At 57.8% G+C, this 17,893-nt stretch carries 17 protein-coding genes; 11 read left to right on the forward strand and 6 right to left on the reverse strand.

The features are described from left to right. Window positions 1–2 precede the first annotated feature (2 nt). The 4 genes from CORAM0001_RS01770 to CORAM0001_RS01785 are packed head-to-tail and all read right to left on the reverse strand — an operon-like array spanning window position 3 to window position 3,456. Window positions 3–821 carry a metal ABC transporter permease gene (locus tag CORAM0001_RS01770; RefSeq protein WP_005509640.1) on the reverse strand — a complete coding sequence of 273 codons (819 nt, stop codon included), beginning with the start codon at window positions 819–821 and terminating at the stop codon, window positions 3–5. Beyond that, a complete protein-coding gene (locus tag CORAM0001_RS01775) occupies window positions 814–1,644 on the reverse strand; it encodes a metal ABC transporter permease (protein ID WP_005509406.1) in 831 nt (276 codons plus the stop codon). The genes CORAM0001_RS01770 and CORAM0001_RS01775 overlap by 8 nt, the downstream gene beginning before the upstream one ends. Next, window positions 1,634–2,302, reverse strand: a complete 669-nt coding sequence (locus CORAM0001_RS01780) for a metal ABC transporter ATP-binding protein (RefSeq protein ID WP_040360753.1) — start codon at window positions 2,300–2,302, stop codon at window positions 1,634–1,636. The genes CORAM0001_RS01775 and CORAM0001_RS01780 overlap by 11 nt, the downstream gene beginning before the upstream one ends. Window positions 2,303–2,325: 23 nt before the next feature. Beyond that, window positions 2,326–3,456 carry a metal ABC transporter substrate-binding protein gene (locus tag CORAM0001_RS01785; protein WP_040360756.1) on the reverse strand — a complete coding sequence of 377 codons (1,131 nt, stop codon included), beginning with the start codon at window positions 3,454–3,456 and terminating at the stop codon, window positions 2,326–2,328. A gap of 276 nt (window positions 3,457–3,732) precedes the next feature. Here CORAM0001_RS01785 and arsC point away from each other — a divergent pair, with 276 nt between their 5' ends. The 9 genes from arsC (at window position 3,733) to CORAM0001_RS01825 (ending at window position 14,066) form a co-directional block, all read left to right on the forward strand. Beyond that, window positions 3,733–4,077, forward strand: a complete 345-nt coding sequence (gene arsC, locus CORAM0001_RS01790; RefSeq protein WP_005509367.1) for an arsenate reductase (glutaredoxin) — start codon at window positions 3,733–3,735, stop codon at window positions 4,075–4,077. 267 nt (window positions 4,078–4,344) lie between these two features. Further along, on the forward strand, window positions 4,345–6,675 hold the full coding sequence (locus CORAM0001_RS01795; protein WP_005509727.1) for a carbon starvation CstA family protein: 2,331 nt from the start codon (window positions 4,345–4,347) through the stop codon (window positions 6,673–6,675). Further along, on the forward strand, window positions 6,675–6,869 hold the full coding sequence (locus CORAM0001_RS10975; RefSeq protein WP_005509412.1) for a YbdD/YjiX family protein: 195 nt from the start codon (window positions 6,675–6,677) through the stop codon (window positions 6,867–6,869). Before CORAM0001_RS01795 ends, CORAM0001_RS10975 begins: the two co-directional genes overlap by 1 nt. 120 nt (window positions 6,870–6,989) lie before the next feature. Beyond that, window positions 6,990–7,157 (forward strand): antitoxin, encoded by a 168-nt coding sequence (locus CORAM0001_RS01800; protein WP_005509322.1) that lies wholly within the window; start codon window positions 6,990–6,992, stop codon window positions 7,155–7,157. Between the two features lie 142 nt (window positions 7,158–7,299). Beyond that, a complete protein-coding gene (locus CORAM0001_RS01805; protein ID WP_244261964.1) occupies window positions 7,300–8,397 on the forward strand; it encodes a FecCD family ABC transporter permease in 1,098 nt (365 codons plus the stop codon). Beyond that, on the forward strand, window positions 8,394–9,254 hold the full coding sequence (locus tag CORAM0001_RS01810; protein ID WP_005509622.1) for an ABC transporter ATP-binding protein: 861 nt from the start codon (window positions 8,394–8,396) through the stop codon (window positions 9,252–9,254). The genes CORAM0001_RS01805 and CORAM0001_RS01810 overlap by 4 nt, the downstream gene beginning before the upstream one ends. Before the next feature lie 98 nt (window positions 9,255–9,352). Then, complete coding sequence (locus tag CORAM0001_RS01815) at window positions 9,353–10,378, forward strand: ABC transporter substrate-binding protein (protein WP_005509437.1); 1,026 nt, start codon at window positions 9,353–9,355, stop codon at window positions 10,376–10,378. A 117-nt stretch (window positions 10,379–10,495) separates the two neighbouring features. Continuing rightward, window positions 10,496–12,220: an ATP-binding cassette domain-containing protein gene (locus tag CORAM0001_RS01820; protein WP_244261965.1), complete on the forward strand. Its 1,725-nt coding sequence runs from the start codon at window positions 10,496–10,498 to the stop codon at window positions 12,218–12,220. Between the two features lies 1 nt (window position 12,221). After that, entirely contained in the window at window positions 12,222–14,066 is a 1,845-nt protein-coding gene (locus CORAM0001_RS01825; protein WP_005509655.1) for an ABC transporter ATP-binding protein, read from the forward strand. A gap of 51 nt (window positions 14,067–14,117) precedes the next feature. Here CORAM0001_RS01825 and CORAM0001_RS01830 read toward each other — a convergent pair whose 3' ends face one another. Both CORAM0001_RS01830 and CORAM0001_RS01835 read right to left on the reverse strand, forming a co-directional pair. After that, window positions 14,118–15,413 (reverse strand): alpha/beta fold hydrolase, encoded by a 1,296-nt coding sequence (locus CORAM0001_RS01830; protein WP_005509585.1) that lies wholly within the window; start codon window positions 15,411–15,413, stop codon window positions 14,118–14,120. Window positions 15,414–15,428: 15 nt separating this feature from the next. Further along, window positions 15,429–16,523: a trimeric intracellular cation channel family protein gene (locus CORAM0001_RS01835; protein ID WP_040360761.1), complete on the reverse strand. Its 1,095-nt coding sequence runs from the start codon at window positions 16,521–16,523 to the stop codon at window positions 15,429–15,431. 57 nt (window positions 16,524–16,580) lie between these two features. Here CORAM0001_RS01835 and CORAM0001_RS01840 point away from each other — a divergent pair, with 57 nt between their 5' ends. Both CORAM0001_RS01840 and CORAM0001_RS01845 read left to right on the forward strand, forming a co-directional pair. Next, on the forward strand, window positions 16,581–17,189 hold the full coding sequence (locus CORAM0001_RS01840; RefSeq protein ID WP_005509583.1) for an HD domain-containing protein: 609 nt from the start codon (window positions 16,581–16,583) through the stop codon (window positions 17,187–17,189). 67 nt (window positions 17,190–17,256) lie between these two features. Beyond that, complete coding sequence (locus CORAM0001_RS01845) at window positions 17,257–17,856, forward strand: LURP-one-related/scramblase family protein (RefSeq protein ID WP_040360763.1); 600 nt, start codon at window positions 17,257–17,259, stop codon at window positions 17,854–17,856. The last annotated feature ends 37 nt before the right edge of the window (window positions 17,857–17,893 follow it).

Below are 17,893 nucleotides of genomic sequence, written 5' to 3' on the forward strand. Positions count from 1 at the left end.
CTTTAAACTCTAGCGTTATTGCGTGTTGCCGCAATCTTGAGGGGGACATAGAAACAACCGGCGCACACGCCAATGCAGCCACCAACTGACAGATTCGCCGCCACCGCAATGAATAGCCCCACCAGGCCAATCGCGATACCCATCAATGGTGCTAACACGAATAGCAAACGGGTATCGTTCACTACCCCAACAAGCGCAGCTGCAGGGGCAGCCAACAGCGCGATGGACAGAATCGTACCCACGGCCGGAATCAGCGCCACCAGAGTCAACACAATCAGCCCGCTGATGACCAACTGTGCTTTTCTCCTCGAATGCGCGACCCCGAAAGATTCCGGGTCGAAGGTGGAGTAAATCAGCTGCCGCCACCGAGCCGCCAGCACCACCGCCACCAGCAGCAAGAGCCCACCCGACAGCGCAATATCGATCTTGTTCACGTTGAGTACGCTGCCGACCAGGAAACTCTCAACCTTCACCGGCAACGGGGCGAACCACTTGTTCAGGAAGTAGCCCAGCGCGAACCCGAATGTCAGCACAATTCCCGCCGCTGAGGATGTCGTCCCCACTTTTGACAGACCGAACAGTGCCCCAATCGGAATGCACATCAGAAGTGCCCCGGTAAAGAGGAACACCGAAATCCACGAGTGGCTCAGGCCGAGCGCTGCCGCAATAACAACGCCTACAACCGCACCGGGAAAAGTCGCATGGGTAATCGCTTCTGCAAAGAAGACTTGCCTGCCCAGCACCGCGAGTACCCCCACTACTCCAGCCAGGGCTCCTACCAGTATCAGCTCGATGATTGGCAAAATCAGGATGCTAGACACGTTCGCCTCCTATCACCGCACGTAGCCCCAGTGCCACGAAATACAGTCCCACCGAGGTCAGTGCTACGACGGCCTGAGGCGACACCGGCCCCAAAGGCACCAGTGCCAACCCAACGATTCCGCTGAGGCAGCCCACTGCAATCGCAATCGGCACCATCACATGCACTCGGCGCGTCAGCAGTCTCGCCGCCGCTCCCGGAACGACCAGATAGCCGACTACCAATAGCACGCCCACTGCGCTTGCCGACGACACCACCACCGCAGCAATCGCCGCATTAATGGCGAGGTCAATGCCCCACACATTGACGCCTGCGGCTTTGGCACCGAAGCGATCAAAGGCAACAAACACCTGCTGGCGCCAGGTCACTGCGATAAGAACCAAGGCGATGGCACAGACAATCAGGGCGCTGGTGAGTCGGGAGTCGGTGACTTCCAGCAGTCGCCCGAACATGAGAGCTTCCAGCTGTCCTGACTGGTCACCTTTCTTCAGCGAGAGGATCACACCGATGGAAAAGAAGCTGGTCAGTACAACTGCCACTCCAGCTTCCGACATGTGCGAGCGCGATACCAAGGTCAGTGCTACTGCCACTACCACCGCAAATGCCGCAGCCACCGGGATAATCATGTCGATGCCGCCGAATACGGCACCGGCCACAATTCCGGGAAAAATCGAATGCACCATGGCCTCGGCATTGAATTCGAGGCCACGCAGGTTCACGATGACACCGACCAGGCCAGAGACCGCCCCGAGGGCTATCAGCAGCACCAGCGGTCTGAACATGAAAGGCGCTACCCCAAGCGCATTCGCAAGCTCAGTCCACATAGGCTGGCACCAACTTCGAGGTCGCACCAAAAGCCGGCTGCTCTGCCACGATTAATGTGTTTTCGCAGGTCTCTTCAGCAAGCACGAGATCATGAGTGGCCGCAATGATCGCCGTGCCATTTTCCTTCAGTTCGTTGAGGAGATTCAGCAGCATCACCCGATTTTCAGTGTCGAGGCCGTTGAACGGCTCGTCGAGAAGCACGAGTTGCGGACGTGCGACGATGGCGCGCGCCAACAGGACACGTTGCTGCTGACCTCCGGAGAGGTTGCCGAAACGATCAACGGCGCGGTCGGCAAGCCCGACTTTGGCTAGCGCTGCGTGGATGCGTTCTTTGCGGTGTCCAAGCGGTTGGAAGGGGCGCAGTTCGCGCAGAACCCCCATGGCGACGACATCGAAAGCCGTGACCGGAAAAGTGCGATCGAGGTCTGCCGACTGCGGGACGTAGGACACAATCTTCGCGTTATTGTGCATCTCACCAGCGAGGAGACGAGTCCCGCCCAAGATTCCGCGCAGCACGGTCGTTTTTCCAGAGCCATTGGCGCCGATGAGTGCAAGCCCGGTACTCGGCGCGACACTGGCGGTGATGTGGCTGACGATGGGTACCGCCGTGTAGCCGAATGAGGCATCGCAGAGCGTGACTATCGGGTCGGCTGACATGGGGTTGGCTAAGTGGTTGAGACTCACTTGATACCCTCTGGCAGTGGCGCGACGGTTCCATCCCATGCCGTCACAACCTGAGTGACGTTGTGGATGATTGAACCGATGTAGGTCTCGCCGTCACTGCCGGCCGGACCAAGCGAGTCACCGTAGAGCGCGTCCTCACCAACGATGGCCTTGACACCCGCGGCCTTGGCGATTGCCTCAATTGACTTCGAGTTGTTCGAGTTTTCCGCAAACAGCGCGGTTGCGCCCGAGTCCTTCACTGTCTTTGCCGCCTCGGCAATATGCGCGGCCGTGGCATCCTGCTGCTCATTGAAATCAGACAGCGCTGCGCCGATGAAGTTGATATTGAACTCGTGGGAGAAGTATCCAAAAGCATCATGGCTGGTAAACAGCACAGGGTCCGACACAGTGGCGATGGACTTACTTGCCCACTGATCCAGCTGATCCAGCTTGTCCTGGTAGACCGCAACGTGGTCGGCGATGGTGGACTTCAGCTCATTGTCGCCACGTTCCTCGGCAACCTTTTCCAGGGCGTAGCCGATGTTGGCAACCTGAATCTTGGCGTTCTTAGGCGAGGTCCATACATGCGGATCGAAGCGGAATTCCGCCTCTTCACCGGGCTCTTCCGGCGGAAATGGCCATGGGGCGACATCAATCTTTTCCACCCCTCGGTCAATGGTGTAGTTACCATTCTTTGCCTTCTCTGGCGGCAGCGGCTTGGTTTTGTCCATATCCTTGGCCGCCTTCATGGCATCTACGTCACCTGCAGTGAGAACGCCACTGGTTACTGCCATCGTTCCGGAAAAGCCCGAGGATTCAATCGCCTGGTCCAGGAAGTGCTCCAGGTCGACTCCGTTGACGAACAAGAGATCCGCGTTACCGGTCTTGGTCAGCTGCTCATGGGTCATTTCCAACTCATGAGCCGTTGCATTCGGCGCCAACAGGCAGGTCAAATCAACTTCATCGATGTCCAGCTGCTTCACGTAATCACAGATCTGCGTCGTGGAAGCCACGACGTTGATTGGGTTCTCGCCGCTGGCTTCACTGTTGCTATCACCGCAGGCTGCAAGGCCAGCGCCAGCTAACAGGATCGAAAGGCCCGCGCACAAGGACTTGGCCGACCGCGAAAGTTTTCCGGAAACTGTCATGTTTGTGTCCACTCTTGGTTGTTCATTACTGCTTTACGACGGCCACGGATGCCCAACCACTTCCGTAAAGCAGTTCCCTTTAAGGGCGGTTTGGGCGGTCTTCGCCGTTCATTTATCACGTGCGAGAGTAAACCTAACGACAAGCATTTTCAACCCATTGAACTTAAGTGTTTTTAGAACTACATTCTCTAAAGATAAACATTGAACAAGCTCTAGCCACAGGCAACCACGCCACAGCATCAACCTTCACGCCACAACATCAGCCATGATGGAGACATGAAAGCAAAGATTTATCACAACGCTCGCTGCTCAAAGTCACGTCAGGCTCTCGCTGTACTGCGTGAGGCCGGTATCGAACCGGAAATCATCAAGTACCTGGACACTCCCCCAACCAAGGACGAGCTGCGTTCGCTAATCGAGGCCGCCGGCCTGAACGTCATCGACGCTGTGCGCACCAAGGAAGCGGAGTTCAAAGAACTGGGACTCTCAAAGGAATCCAACGACGAGGAACTCCTGGATGCGATGGTGTCGCACCCGCGTCTGATTGAGCGCCCTTTTGTCGTCACCGACAAGGGCGTCCGCATGGCTCGCCCTACCGAGGCAATTGAAGAAATTTTGTAGCCAGTGTTAACCGACCCCTTCGGGAGTCCTATACTTACCACTAAACCAAAGTTAAATTTCTCTAATAATTGCTGCCCCACCCACTGAGTTCAACCTGACCAGCGCGGTGCTTTTGCGTTTCACCACCCCTTGGCGCAAACACACGCATTATTTCGTTTTTGGTTGATTCCCCGCTCGAACCGTCGGCAAGCACTCCCACCCCTTGCGTTTTCGACACTCAGCGTCGGAACCGACCGCATTTCTACATGCTTTTAGATAAGGGGTGCCATGCCAGCGCAAGAACCCAATACTTCTGCAACCACCATTGCAGAGCGCCCGGGCGTCGAATTACTCACGCCAGTAAAGGATCTACCGCCGGTCGGATATGTCGACCGACGTCCAATGCCCTGGTCCAAGCGGCTGATTTTTGCCGCCATCGCCATTGTCGCAACCATCGGTTGGGCGATGATTGCCCTCAACCGCGGTGAGACCGTTAACGCGACCTGGCTCGTGCTAGCCGCAGTGGGAACCTACATCATCGGCTACCGCTTCTACGGACGCCTCATTGAGTACAACGTCATTCGCCCACGCGATGACCGCGCTACTCCCGCTGAGCGCTACAACGACAGCCAGAACTTCATGCCGACTGACCGCCGCGTGCTCTTCGGACACCACTTCGCCGCCATTGCTGGCGCGGGCCCACTGGTCGGACCGATTATGGCAGCCCAGATGGGCTACCTGCCGGGCACAATCTGGATTGTGTTCGGTGCGGTGTTTGCGGGAGCTGTGCAGGACTACATGGTGCTGGCCATTTCCACGCGCCGCAAGGGCCGTTCACTTGGTCAGATGATTAACGACGAGATGGGTAAAGTCGGCGGCATTTTCGCAATCGTCGGCATTTTGGTCATTATGACCATCCTGATTGCGGTGCTCGGTGTCGTAATTATCAACGCACTTGCCGAGTCTCCGTGGGGTGTTTTCTCCATCACGATGACTATCCCAATCGCCATCTTCATGGGCCTCTACCTGCGCTACATCCGCCCGGGTCGCGTCTCTGAGGTCTCCATCATCGGTGTCGTCCTTCTTATGCTGGCCATTATCGCCGGTGGTTGGGTCAACGCCGATCCGACCTGGCACGACATCTTCCTGTGGGACAAGACCACTCTGGCCTGGGCACTGATTGGTTACGGATTCGTCGCCTCCGTCCTGCCGGTATGGCTGCTACTGGCCCCACGCGACTACCTGTCGACCTTCATGAAAATCGGCGTCATCGGACTGCTGGCTGTTGGCATTGTCCTGGTTAGCCCGAGCATTCAGATGCCAGCCGTCACCAAGTTCGCACTGGACGGTACCGGCCCGGCATTTGCCGGCGAACTATTCCCGTTCCTGTTCATCACCATCGCCTGCGGCGCCCTGTCCGGGTTCCATTCACTGGTCTCCTCAGGTACCACTCCGAAGCTGGTGGAAAAGGAATCCCAGATGCGCATGATCGGCTACGGCGGCATGATCATGGAGTCCTTCGTGGCTGTGATGGCAATGTGCGCAGCCGTCATCATTGACCAACATCTCTACTTCGCCATGAATGCCTCTGCCGCACTAACCGGCGGCGCTGCCGACAGCGCGGCGGCCTATGTGAACAGCTTGGGCCTGAACTCTCCGGATACCGACCCGGCAGCACTCACCGCTGCAGCACAGTCCGTCGGTGAGAACTCCATCGTCTCCCGCACCGGCGGTGCCCCGACGCTTGCATTCGGCATGTCGGAGATTCTGTCCGACCTCTTCGGCGGCGATGCTCTCAAGGCCTTCTGGTACCACTTTGCCATCATGTTTGAGGCCCTGTTCATCCTCACCACCATCGACGCAGGCACTCGTGTCGCCCGCTTCATGCTTGCCGACGCCATTGGCAACATCCCCGGCCTGACCAAGTTCCGCGATGCGTCGTGGACCGCCGGCAACCTGATTACCTCGGCTGTCGTCTGCCTCGGCTGGGGCTCCATCCTGGTCATGGGTGTCACCGACCCGCTGGGCGGCATCAACATGCTGTTCCCACTGTTCGGTATTGCAAACCAGTTACTGGCGGCAATGGCGTTGACACTGATCACGGTGGTCGTCGTAAAGCATGGCCTGGTCAAGTGGGCGTGGATTCCTGGCCTGCCGCTGGCGTGGGATCTCATTATCACCATGACTGCGTCGTGGCAGAAGATCTTCCACGATGACCCCGCGATTGGCTACTGGGCACTACACAATGCTTTCAAGGATGCGAGGGCGCAGGGGCTGACTGAGTTCAAGACGGCCAAGACGGCTGAGGACATCGATGCCGTGATCCGTAACACCGCTGTACAGGGAACACTCTCTGTGGTGTTCGCGGCTGTGACGCTGATGGTTGTGTTCGCTGGTGTCGTAGCAATCGTGAGGGCGCTGCAAAATGGTGCTGCTTCTGGCAAGGATGTCGGAACGAGCGCCGAGCCCTACGTTGCTTCCCGCTACTTCGCACCGATTGGTTTTGTGCGCACGGATGTTGAAAAGGAGATTGAGTCCGCGTGGGCTGAGATTCCCGACGACGATCCGCGGCGATTCCAGGAGACCGCCCACTCACACGCCCATGTCGGGGGACACTGATGATTACGCAGGCATTGAAGCCTTTCAAGGCGATCGCTTGGTACATCGGCGAGCTCATGGGGGACCACGACTACCAGAAGTACTGCGAGCACTTGCGTATTCATCATCCAGATCAGCCGATTCCCAGTGAGCGCGAATACTGGAGACGTCGACATTCTGATGCGGAGGCGAATCCTCAGTCCCGGTGTTGCTAGTCGAAGCTCGGATTCGCTCCGTGAGTCCGATACGGTCGCGAGGTCGCCAATTCATCGGTACACTCTATGTCACAAACGAAAAAGCGTGACTAGACGTTAAAAATGGAAGGAGTCTTCACCATGGGACTTATGGACAAGGCCAAGGAAGCACTGGGCAACGAAGAGAACACCGACAAGGTTCTGGACAAGGCTGAGCAGCTGGGCAAGGACAAGTTCGGCGAGGACAAGGCCGACCAGATCAAGAAGGTTCGCGACATGGCAGACGAGCGCCTGGGCGACAAGAAGTAAGCTACAGAGCTTCTTCACCCCGCATTAGCACCCTATTTTCACAAGGGTGCTAATGCGGGGTTTTGCTGTTCTTAGGAGATCCCGCCGACCCACCAACACACCTTTATTGACAATTATTTTCAACTTGTCCATCATTAACCAAGTGAAAACTATTGTCGATAGAGCTTCTCTTCCGCGTACTCGAAAACAAAAACTTCGAGCCCGGCTCTTCGGCTTTCTATTTTTCCTCGCCGTCCCCGCCACAATCCTCCTGGCGATCTCTATCGGCCCCGCGGGAACAGGTTTCAGCAACGGCATCGTCGCACTGCTCACCCCGCTCATCAATACGCTTTCCGACGACCTCCCGGCTCTCAACCACCTTTTGCCAGAGTTATCCCCTGCCACGCAATCACTTGTCTGGAGCATCCGGCTGCCCCGTGTCCTCCTTGCGGGACTGGTCGGCGCTTCGCTCGCTGTCGCAGGCGCGACCATGCAGGCAGTTTTTCGCAATCCACTGGCCGAACCCGGTGTTACCGGCGTCTCCTCTGGAGCTGCAGTTGTAGCCGTCATCCTTATCGTGACTGGTGTGGCAGCCAAAGCACCGTGGGTGCTCTCAGCGGGTGCATTCGTTGGCGCACTGCTGGCTGTCATCTTTGTCCAGACCGTCGCGGGTCTCAACGGCGGCAGCGGTGCCACCCTGCTGCTCGTGGGCATCGCGCTCAATGCATTTCTCGGCGCAGTCATTGCCGCCACCATCGCGAACGCGCCACACAGCGATGACGCTCAACAGGCCATGTTCTGGCTCAACGGCGATTTAACTGCTGCGAATTGGCAGGACATTGTGCTGGCGGTCGGCCCCATTACCGTCGGCACAGTTATCTTGATGATGCTCATTCCCGAGCTCAACCTGCTCCTCCTCGGCGAAGAACAGGCCGCTGCCACCGGTATGCGCACAGTCTGGATCCGGCAACTGCTACTCGCCCTGGCTGCTTTAGTCACGGCAGCGGGCGTCGCTGTCACTGGCGTTATTTCCTTTGTCGGATTGGTCGTCCCGCACCTGATTCGCCTTGTCATCGGCCCCGATCACCGCAGCCTGCTGCCCATTTCTATGTGCCTCGGCGCAGTGTTTCTCATTCTCGCCGACCTCGTCGCCCGCAGTCTCTTTTCCCCAGTTGCTCTGCAAACTGGCACCGTCACCGCGTTCCTTGGCGCACCTGCGCTACTCGCGTTGATTCTTCGGCAAGGTGGCCGCCAGTCATGAGTCAGCAGGCACAAAACCTCAGCGACCACGTCACTAAGCCAAACGCCGACAGCACCTCGCTGCTGCGGGCTACCGACCTCAGTGTCGGTTACCGCAATCGGACCGTCGTAAGTGGCGCGAACCTCGCTATTCGACCTGGCGAAGTCCACGGCATCATCGGCTCCAACGGCACCGGAAAATCATCCCTGCTCCGCGCAATGGCGGGAATTGTGACACCGAGTTCAGGGCAGGTTGAGCTCCTAGGCGCGCCGCTGACGAAGCTTCGAGCCCACGAACGCGCCACTCGATTGGCGTACCTGCCGCAGCACACGCCGGCCGATGCTGCTATTGACGTTCGAACTGTCGTGGCACTCGGTAGGTATGCGCACCACCGTCGACGTGACCGTTTCCGCAGTTCGCTCAGCTCCACGGACCACGACATCGTCACTTATGCCCTCGAACGCGTTGGTGTCGCCGCACTGGCCGACCGCCCGATCACGGCTCTGTCCGGCGGGCAGCGGCAATTGGTGTTCATCGCAAAGCTATTGGCACAACAGGCCAAGGTCATGCTTTTCGACGAACCCACTGCGGCCTTGGACATCGGGTTTCAGCTGGAAATCCTCGAGCTGCTCGGCGAGCTTGCCGACGAGGGCCACGGTATCGGAGTCGTCCTTCATGACCTCAACCTCGCGGCCCGCAGCTGCCACCGGCTCAGCGTGATTCACAACGGCGGATTGGAAGTCACTGGTTCCGCCGAAGAAGTGCTGACGCCTCCCCGAATAGATGCGATTTATCGCATCTCCAGTGCTGTCGATACCGATCCACATACCGGTTCACTGCGAGTGACGGCGTTGGCGCGAGCTCGACCGGCTGACTGATGGCGGCTGACTGCTTCAGACTGTCTGAATCCAGCTGGCACCAACGCAACCGAAAACTTTCCCAACAATCACAACTCAACACTCAAGGAAGTACTTTCGTGTTTTCACCAACTTCTCCTATCTCTGCTTTGAAGCGAAACTCTAAAAAGGCCGTCACTTTGCCGTTGATTGCAGCGCTCCCGCTCGCTGCGGTGGTCGCTTGTTCTTCCTCGGAGGAGACGGCGCAGCAGCCGTCGTCAAGCGAAACTGCGACGAGCCAGCAAGCACAGTGGCCGCGTACTGTGACCGTCGGCGACCACGACGTTACGGTGCAGAGCCAGCCGAAGCGCATCGTTGCGCTGTCGACCGAGGTTGCGGATCTGGCGCTGGAACTGGTTGGGCCAGAGCGTGTCGTAGCGGTGACGAAGAATGCACTCGATGAGAGCTCGGGTAATCAAGTTGAGCTGGCGCGCCAGGTGCCCAACGCGATTGCCAACTCCACGAAGCCAGATCCGGAGCAGATTCTGTCCTATGAGCCGGACATGGTGTTGATGACCAGCCGCCATGATCAGGAGCAGTCGGCAAGTGAGCTGCTGGGTGCCAGCGATGTTCCGACTGCGGCGTTTGCCAGCAGTGATTTCGCCTCGCCGAAGGCGCTGGCAGAGTCGGTGACCAAACTCGGCAAGTTGCTCGGAGCCGAAGACAAGGCGGCCGAAATGGTTGCCAAGATTGAATCGGAAACCGAAGAGATTCTCTCGGAAATTGATTCCACAATTAAGCCAAAGACGCTGGTCCTGTTTGCCCGCGGTGGTCAGAAGATGATTATGGGCATGCAATCGGCGACGACGAATCTCGTTGAGCTGGCCGGTGGCGAGCCGATCTCGCCAAAGGGCAAGCGCCCGGGTGCCGTTCCCGCTGACCCGGAAACAATTGTGCAGCTGAATCCGGATGTCATTTTGATTCAGGATTTCCACGGCCAGGGCAAGGCTCCATTCCAGGAGTTGCTGGATAATCCGGCGCTTGCCGACGTCGCTGCGGTCAAGAATGATCGAGTGCAACTGATTGATGCGAAGACGACCTCTGGCACCGCCGGAATGCACATGCCCGATGGACTGCGCGAGATCGCTGACGCACTGGCTAAATAGAAAATAGGTTTTCACGTCGCTATGTGGATTCATGAAGCACTGACTTCCCCACCCCGCGGAATGCACTGGGTTTTGTTATCCAGCTGGGGGCGCAGCTTTTTCTTCGCTCTCAGTGCCGTGTCTCTTGGACACGCACTCGATGCTCTAAGCAGTTTGCACGGCGGTGTCGCAGACACCAGTGGTGGCAACTGGTTTGGGCAGTGGGGACTTCATGAATCCCTGACCGCTGCCATTGTGGCGGTCATTCTGGGAAGCCTCTGTGCTTATGTCACCGAGGCACTGCCACCACGGCTTGCTGGTGAGCAGGAAAAGCTGTGGCGCTCACACGTGGTTGGCAGTGTACTGAAGCCGGAGTTTTCTGCTCCTGAACCAGCCCCGAAACACGCGCATGGCAGAGGGCACCGTGGCGGGAAAGCTGGTCACGCACACCGAAGCTCCTCCAACACTGGCGAGGGCCTACTCTTCGATGCCGCGACCACAAGCATCGAACAGACCGCGAATTACCGAGCGACATTTCTCGCTCCCACGTTGGCCTCGTTTAGTGCTCCACTGATCATTTTGGCGGTCTGGGCTTTGTGGGTGGATACGAAAACCGCCTTGTGGCTAGCGGTATTTTTCATTTCCACGCCATTGATCATTATTGGTGCTGGCAAGATTCTGCGGAGATCCAATGCGACGTATCGCCGAAAGCAAGCCAAGGCCACGCATGCGTACTTGGAAATGCTCGAAGGGCTGGGCACATTCAAAGTTCTTGGAGCAATTGACCGGGTAATGGCACGCTTCGCCAGCCAAACTCGCACTGCGATGGCTGAGCTCACCGCCCTGCTCGCCCGCAATCAACTGATGATTATTGTCAACGACGCGGTTTTTGGCATTGCAATGTCGACGACCGCAATCGGTCTTGTCTTGCTGCGTTTGCAGGCAGATGCGATCAGCGTTGGTACAGCTCTCGCAGGTGTTTTTCTCTCCGTTCTGCTCTACGAGCCCGTCAATCGCGTCGGCCGCACTTTCTATATCGGACTCGGTGGGCGCACGCATCGAAATGGAATTGTGGAGATATTCGGTGAGCCTGGAGCTGAAGCGTTCACAGCCGGAACAACGCATTCCGCCAAGGCCACCGCACCGCACGCACCGGAGCCGGAGATTTCCCTCCGCGATGTGAGCGTTGACATCGGCGAAAAGCGCATTCTCTCCGATATCAACCTGACCATTCCAGCCGGCAGCAGGGTCGGCATCGTTGGCCCCAGCGGTTCCGGAAAGAGCACACTCCTGCGTGTACTTGCAGGTCTGCAGCCGCATTCCGGGGAAGTCTGCCTCGACGGCCACGCGCTTCCAACCCCGGAGTTGCTCGCCAACTCGCTGCTCATCTCCCAGCAACCAGCCATCTTCGGCACCACCGTCGCGGACAATCTTCGCATCGCATGCCCGTACGCAACGGCCGTCGATATGCGAAAAGCACTTCGCGACGTGCACTTACTCACTGAAATCGAGCAGCGCCCTGGTGGTCTCGATTCGGAGGTCGGCGATCAGGGCAATTGGCTCTCGGGCGGGCAACGACGTCGCCTGGCCATTGCGCGTGGTCTGCTCGGCGCCGCTCCGATTGTGCTTCTCGACGAGCCGACAGCGGACATCGATCGTCGGACGGAAGGTTTCATCAAGGAATCCTTGACCCGCCTCGCTGAAGGTCGCACGAGCATCATGGTCGCTCACCGAATGGAAGCACTTTCGGACGTTGACCTGGTCATTGTCGTTGCCGAAGGCCGAATCGTGGCTGTGGGCAAACCCGACGAACTGAGCACAAGCAATGAGTATTACGCACGAGCGCTGACGGAGGAGAGCTGACATGAACAACATCATCTGGTTGCTGCGCTTTTCCGCACAGGCTCGCGGGGCGCTCAGTGCATCCATTCTCGCACGCGTGGCTGGGCACATTCTGGGCGCATTGATGCTGGCTTTGCCTGCCTGGGCGATTGCCACAATTGCGCTGTCGAGGTGGGATGCAACCGACTCGTCGCAAAGCATGGGCATGCAGTGGACGTGGGCGGTCATTGGCGTGGTTGCGGGGCTGGCGCTGTTGAAGGCGATTCTGCGGTATGTCGAGCAGTACCTCGGGCATTTGGCGGCGTTTCGGCTGCTCGGTGAGCTGCGGCTGTGGATCGTCGAGCGTCTTATCCCGCAGGCGCCCGCGGTAACCGATGGGCTGGGTACTGCCAGGATTCACACGATTGCGATTCGTGATGTTGACCGTGTGGAAGTTTTCTTCGCGCACACGATTGCGCCCGCGGTGACGGCCGTACTCATTCCTCTTCTGGCGATCGTAACAGCTGCATTGACTGCCGGAGCACTGCCTGCGATTGCCTTGGTGCTGACCTTCGCGGTTGGCTTCGTGATTGCGCTCGCAGGCTCTAAGAAGGCGACGACGGAGGCTTCCGCAACGAACTCCACACGCACGGAAGTTGCGCAGTACATCGCTGATACGTTGCGACTTCGGGAGGAAATCCTCATCTACGGCGCAGCTGAGCAGCGGCTGCGGGGATTGCGTGAGCTCGACGAGCAGCTTGCGCAGAAGATGCGTGCAGGCGGCAAGCGGGCGGGACTGCGCTCTGGCGCGACCGGACTTCGGATTTGGGGTGGCAGCATTGCCGTCTTTTGTGCTGGTATCCCGGCGCTTTCAGCCGACTACCGAATGCTCCCTGCTGTCTTGGTGACGACGTCCCTGGTGGCGGGAACTGCTTCATCAATGGATTCGATTGAACGGTTGGCGTCTTCTCTGCCAGCGGGGCTCAACGCAGTCACTCGGATTAGGGAGCTGGCCGCGCAGCCACCGACCGTAGAGGAACCGGAGCAGCCGGAGTCGCTGGAGTTTCCGAAGCAGCTTGAACCGCGATATGCGCAGGGCGCCCGGGCTAACTCCGGCGACTCAGTCCCTGCCCTCGAACTGCGCAATGTCAGCTACCGCTACCCTGGCGCCGATAACCCTGCGCTGACCAATATCAACGTGCGAATTGTCCCAGGCCAGTTCATCGGTGTGGTCGGACCAACCGGTTCGGGCAAGTCCACACTCTCCCGGCTAATCCAACGGCATGTCGATCCGGATGCGGGAGAGGTCATCATCAATGGCCACAATTCCCGTGACCTCGGCTCAACAAATGTCTGCCGAGCGGTTGTTGTCGCAGATCAGAATCCCTTTCTCATGGAGGCCACTGTCGCTGAGAACTTGTGCCTCGGCGCACCTGATGGCTGCGAGGTTCCCGAATCACTGATGCACTGGGCACTCGAACTCGCTGCCATCAGCCCTGCTGAGATGCCACTGGACAGGCCCATTGGCCGCCGCGCGCAGCGGCTTAGCGGTGGTCAGCGTCAACGACTAGCGCTGGCTCGCACCTACTTACGCGCGGTACTTGCCGACGGTTCCGTGCCCAACGACCCCGGTGCAAATCTCGCCGGAAAGATTGTCATTTTCGACGAAGCCACCAGCCACCAGGATCCGCTGACGCAGGCTCGTATCGTCGACAATGCCCGCGCATGTGGAGCGACCTGCATCTTCATTGCACACCGACTTCAGACTCTGGCTGAGGCCGATGACATCCTCGTCATCGAGAACGGCCAGCTCATCGAGCACGGTACCTATGACAACCTCTTGAGCGCCGACGGCGCCTTTGCTCGGCTTGCGCGCGCCGAGGTCTAGGATCGTTCTAGCTCTCCGCGCAGGTCTTCCGCAGCACTCGGATATTCGCTCCTAATGATCCTCGACGAGCTCGCGGAGCCGTGCAAAGATTGCCGGACCATCGTGGCGAATGCCGTCATGCTGGAATGCATTGGTCACATGTGGTCGCAGATCTCGGTAGCAGTTGGCCGTCTCCATCGAGTATTCGAATGGTACGAAAATGTCGTCGAGATAAACCGCGGCTGCCGAGGTCGGGGCGTCGGCAAGCAAGCGCGCAGAATCATACGGCGAGCTTTCCCAGGTGCGCTGCGCCAATGCTTCCGCCTTTTCCTTAAAAGGTATAAGCGCGGGGTCTTCCTCGAATTGCCAGGGGAAAATGTGCTCGCCGGTGAGGTAGAACGGCTCGTCTCCTGTCGGATTGGCCTTTTCTTCAAAACCTGGAATTTCCTCGCGAATGCGGTGAGCTGCCCAATTGGTTGTTGGCTGGCTCCCTACGCCACCATAAATGGATTCGTGAATCGCGGCGTATAGCGGACCGTCGGCGAAACTCACGCGGGATCCTACATCGGCCAGAAAATCGGTGCGTAGTTGCTTTTCGCCATTGCGAATGTGGAATGGCTCTTCCAACAAATACGCCAGATTGTGGAATCCATCTCCGCGGCCTAATTCAATTCCGATGGTGCGGAATCGGCGAGAACTCAGTCGCTCACCGGTGGGGAGAGTTTCTGCAGATTGCTCCAGGTGCGCGCAGATTTCTCGAATGCGGTTTTCGGCCCACGGATACTCGCGATAAAAACGCTCGTGGCGGGTGCGCAGCTTCGCATACGTCGTGCGATAGAGGTCATCAGCGCCACGGTCCAGAACAGGCAACCCACCTGTGAGGTAGGCGTGCTCCACGGATTCCGGATAGCGGCTGAGATACGAAGTAATGCAAAACCCGCCAAAGGACTGGCCATACAGCGACCATTTGGCAATGCCCAAATGCTTTCGCAATGCTTCCGCATCTTCGACGATGTATTCCTGACGCAATTGTGCAAGCCGCGCGGCCGGAATATCCGCAATATTGGCCGCATCAATTCGATGCGAGCGCCCAGTGCCGCGCTGATCCAGCAGGATGACGCGGAATTCCTTTAGCGCCTCACCGATTACTCCGCTGGCACCTACCGGACGCGGTGCCGGAAATCCCGGGCCGCCCTGCAAATAGACAATTGCCGGCGCATCCTCATTTCCTGGCGCATAGATTTCCCTGGCGAAAAGATCAAATGTCGCGGCATTCGCAGCTTCGGTAAATGGATCCCAGGCAACCTCAAGGGTGTGTTCCTTAATAATGTGCCCAAAATGCCTGCTTGCAGTACTCGTCGATGCCATGTTTTTACTGCTCCTCTAATCCCGCTGTTCGTATTTCTTCATCAGCTTTGCGACGAGCAAATCTGTCGCCTCATCGTCGGCGAGAATTTGATCCAGCATCTCCCGGTATTCCCGCTGCCGAAGCGCCGTGTCTTCTCCGTAGTCGTCATAGGAATCACCGGATAGGTCAACACCGAAGTTGGATTCGTCGCTGTCTTCCTGCCCTGCCTCTTGTTGCGCCGTCGGCATGTGCAAATCCTCTGGGAAGTCCGCATTGAACTCCTCTAGGAATTCCTCCGCGTTGGCCTCTGCGTCGGAACGCGACACTCCCCTATCAACCTCAGCCTGAATGCGACGCTGCAGCGCCTTTTCCATCTGACGGTGACGCCAGCTGCGGAGGCGTGCGGGCTCGAATCGTCGTCCAACTTCGCGGCTCTTGCCCTCTGCGCGACGTGCGAGGACCGCAATCTGCGCCGCAGTGTCGTTCAGTGGTGCCCACTCCGAGTGCGCCGACACTCGCCAATTACCCCAGTACCCCAACAGCGAAAGCAGGATGCTGACGATAGGACCAATGACCATAGATACGGCCATAAATCCCCAATGGTGGCCTCCGATGACAATGACCGCACAAGCCACGGCGGGGATGACCGTGGGCTGGTTGCCGCCGAAAACAGCGGGTACCCGCCCGGTCACAATGTCACGGATCATGGAACCACCAGTGGCAGTGAAAACGCCCATCATGATGCACGGCAGAATAGGCAAGCCATAAGTGACACCTTTGACCGTGCCTGTGGCAGCCCAAAGCCCCGAAACCACAGCGTCACCGTGGACCTGAACATATTCCCAGGTCTTCCCTTTAAAATAGACAAATCGCGCAATGAGCGCGCCAGTAAAAGCCAGGATTAGATACTCCGGCTGACTCATTGCGGCGACGGTGCCCTGGTTAATCAGAACATCGCGAATCATGCCGCCGCCCAGTGCGGAGAAAAGCGCAATAAAGAAGAACCCGATGATGTCGTAGCCTCGTTGCCGGGCGATGGTGCCACCGATGATGCCCATGAGCAGGACACCACTGACATCGGACCACCGGTACATCGACTCGATGAGCGGATCTACTTCTGCGACGTTCATGATGTTCAAGCTTAGACGCTGCTATTTTTCAAGCATCAACGAAAGGTCGGGATACCCATGGAAAACGCTGACACTTTTGCTTCGGCACGCCCTAGCGACAGGCTCATGCGCGGCATCGCAACTGCTTCCCGCGCGCACGATGGGCACTACCGAAAGGGCTCTGGCGTTCCCTATATCAGCCATCCGATGGCGGTGATGTTGATTGCGGCGAGCGTGACTAATGACGAAGACGTGCTGTTGGCAGCCCTCTTCCACGACATTTTGGAAGACGTGCCGGAGAACTATTCGCGCGCCGAGATGGAAGATGAGTTCGGGCCTCGGGTGGTGGAGATCGTCGAGGGTGTCACCAAAGACTCTTCCCTGCCCTCGTGGCAGGAGCGCGCCGATGCTTACCTGGAGCAGCTTACCCGTGGCAGCGAGGAGTCCCTCATCGTGGCCGCCGCGGATAAGTTCCACAATCTCAGCCAGACTCTGGAGGATTTGGGCCGCGATGGTCAAGCCCTGTGGGACCGCTTTCGGTCTACTCCGAGCCAACAGCTCTGGTGGTACACGAATGTCCGCAACGTAATCGCAGAACGACTGCCCGACATGCCTTTGCTGGACGACTTGGACGTTCTTATTGAGCGACTAAGAACCTGGCTAGAAACTGCTGAAAATCCTGTTTAATGACAAGCATCGCCAGCTAGATGACCATATGGTGCAAAGTAACTGTTATCTAGCTTGGGGCTAATTCATGAACATACAGAAACCTCGACTATTCACGACGGACACACTGGTAGTTCAAGAAACGCGCAATGTTATGCGCAGTGAATACTCCATTTTCGATGACAACGGCACCCAGATTGCCCAGATCACTCAAGCGGGTTCACTGGGCCGCCGAATGTTGGGTATCGGCATCAAGTACGACATCTTCGATGTGAACGAGGATGGCAAAGAAGGCGACAAGCTCCTCACCATTACCGACCCATCGAACGTTTTCGGCGACACCTACAAGGTGCTCACACCCAACGGCGCTCAGATTGCCACAGCCAAGACCAAACGATTCAGCTTAAAGTCACGCCTCACTTTGTCCGTCAAAGGGCTTTCCGACGTCGATGTTGACGGCGGCTTCCGAGGTAAAAATTACACACTGACCAGCAAAGGCCGCCCGATTGCGAAGATTGACCGGAAGTACCGTGGCCTCAAAGGCGCTATTACTGGAAAGGACACGTACGCTCTGCACCTGGAGCCGAATTTGAGCGAGGAAACGCGGGCTGCGGTCATTGGTACTGCGTTAGTTATTGACATCGTCAGGCGTAAGAACGATGAGGCTGCAGCGGTTAGTGTGAGTTAGCGCTTCCAGCTTCAGAACCGCCTTGTTAAAGGGGCCA

It is taken from the genome of Corynebacterium amycolatum SK46 (assembly GCF_000173655.1).
Classification (GTDB): domain Bacteria; phylum Actinomycetota; class Actinomycetes; order Mycobacteriales; family Mycobacteriaceae; genus Corynebacterium; species Corynebacterium amycolatum_A.

Bases quoted from the DNA above. Each gene is read 5' to 3' on its own strand.
- CORAM0001_RS01825 (WP_005509655.1), top strand. From the start codon at position 12,222: ATGAACAACATCATCTGGTTGCTGCGCTTTTCCGCACAGGCTCGCGGG.
- CORAM0001_RS01775 (WP_005509406.1), bottom strand. From the start codon at position 1,644: ATGTGGACTGAGCTTGCGAATGCGCTTGGGGTAGCGCCTTTCATGTTC.
- CORAM0001_RS01830 (WP_005509585.1), bottom strand. From the start codon at position 15,413: ATGGCATCGACGAGTACTGCAAGCAGGCATTTTGGGCACATTATTAAG.
- arsC (WP_005509367.1), top strand. From the start codon at position 3,733: ATGAAAGCAAAGATTTATCACAACGCTCGCTGCTCAAAGTCACGTCAG.
- CORAM0001_RS10975 (WP_005509412.1), top strand. From the start codon at position 6,675: ATGATTACGCAGGCATTGAAGCCTTTCAAGGCGATCGCTTGGTACATC.
- CORAM0001_RS01800 (WP_005509322.1), top strand. From the start codon at position 6,990: ATGGGACTTATGGACAAGGCCAAGGAAGCACTGGGCAACGAAGAGAAC.
- CORAM0001_RS01845 (WP_040360763.1), top strand. From the start codon at position 17,257: ATGAACATACAGAAACCTCGACTATTCACGACGGACACACTGGTAGTT.
- CORAM0001_RS01840 (WP_005509583.1), top strand. From the start codon at position 16,581: ATGGAAAACGCTGACACTTTTGCTTCGGCACGCCCTAGCGACAGGCTC.
- CORAM0001_RS01810 (WP_005509622.1), top strand. From the start codon at position 8,394: ATGAGTCAGCAGGCACAAAACCTCAGCGACCACGTCACTAAGCCAAAC.
- CORAM0001_RS01785 (WP_040360756.1), bottom strand. From the start codon at position 3,456: ATGACAGTTTCCGGAAAACTTTCGCGGTCGGCCAAGTCCTTGTGCGCG.
- CORAM0001_RS01835 (WP_040360761.1), bottom strand. From the start codon at position 16,523: ATGAACGTCGCAGAAGTAGATCCGCTCATCGAGTCGATGTACCGGTGG.
- CORAM0001_RS01795 (WP_005509727.1), top strand. From the start codon at position 4,345: ATGCCAGCGCAAGAACCCAATACTTCTGCAACCACCATTGCAGAGCGC.
- CORAM0001_RS01780 (WP_040360753.1), bottom strand. From the start codon at position 2,302: ATGTCAGCCGACCCGATAGTCACGCTCTGCGATGCCTCATTCGGCTAC.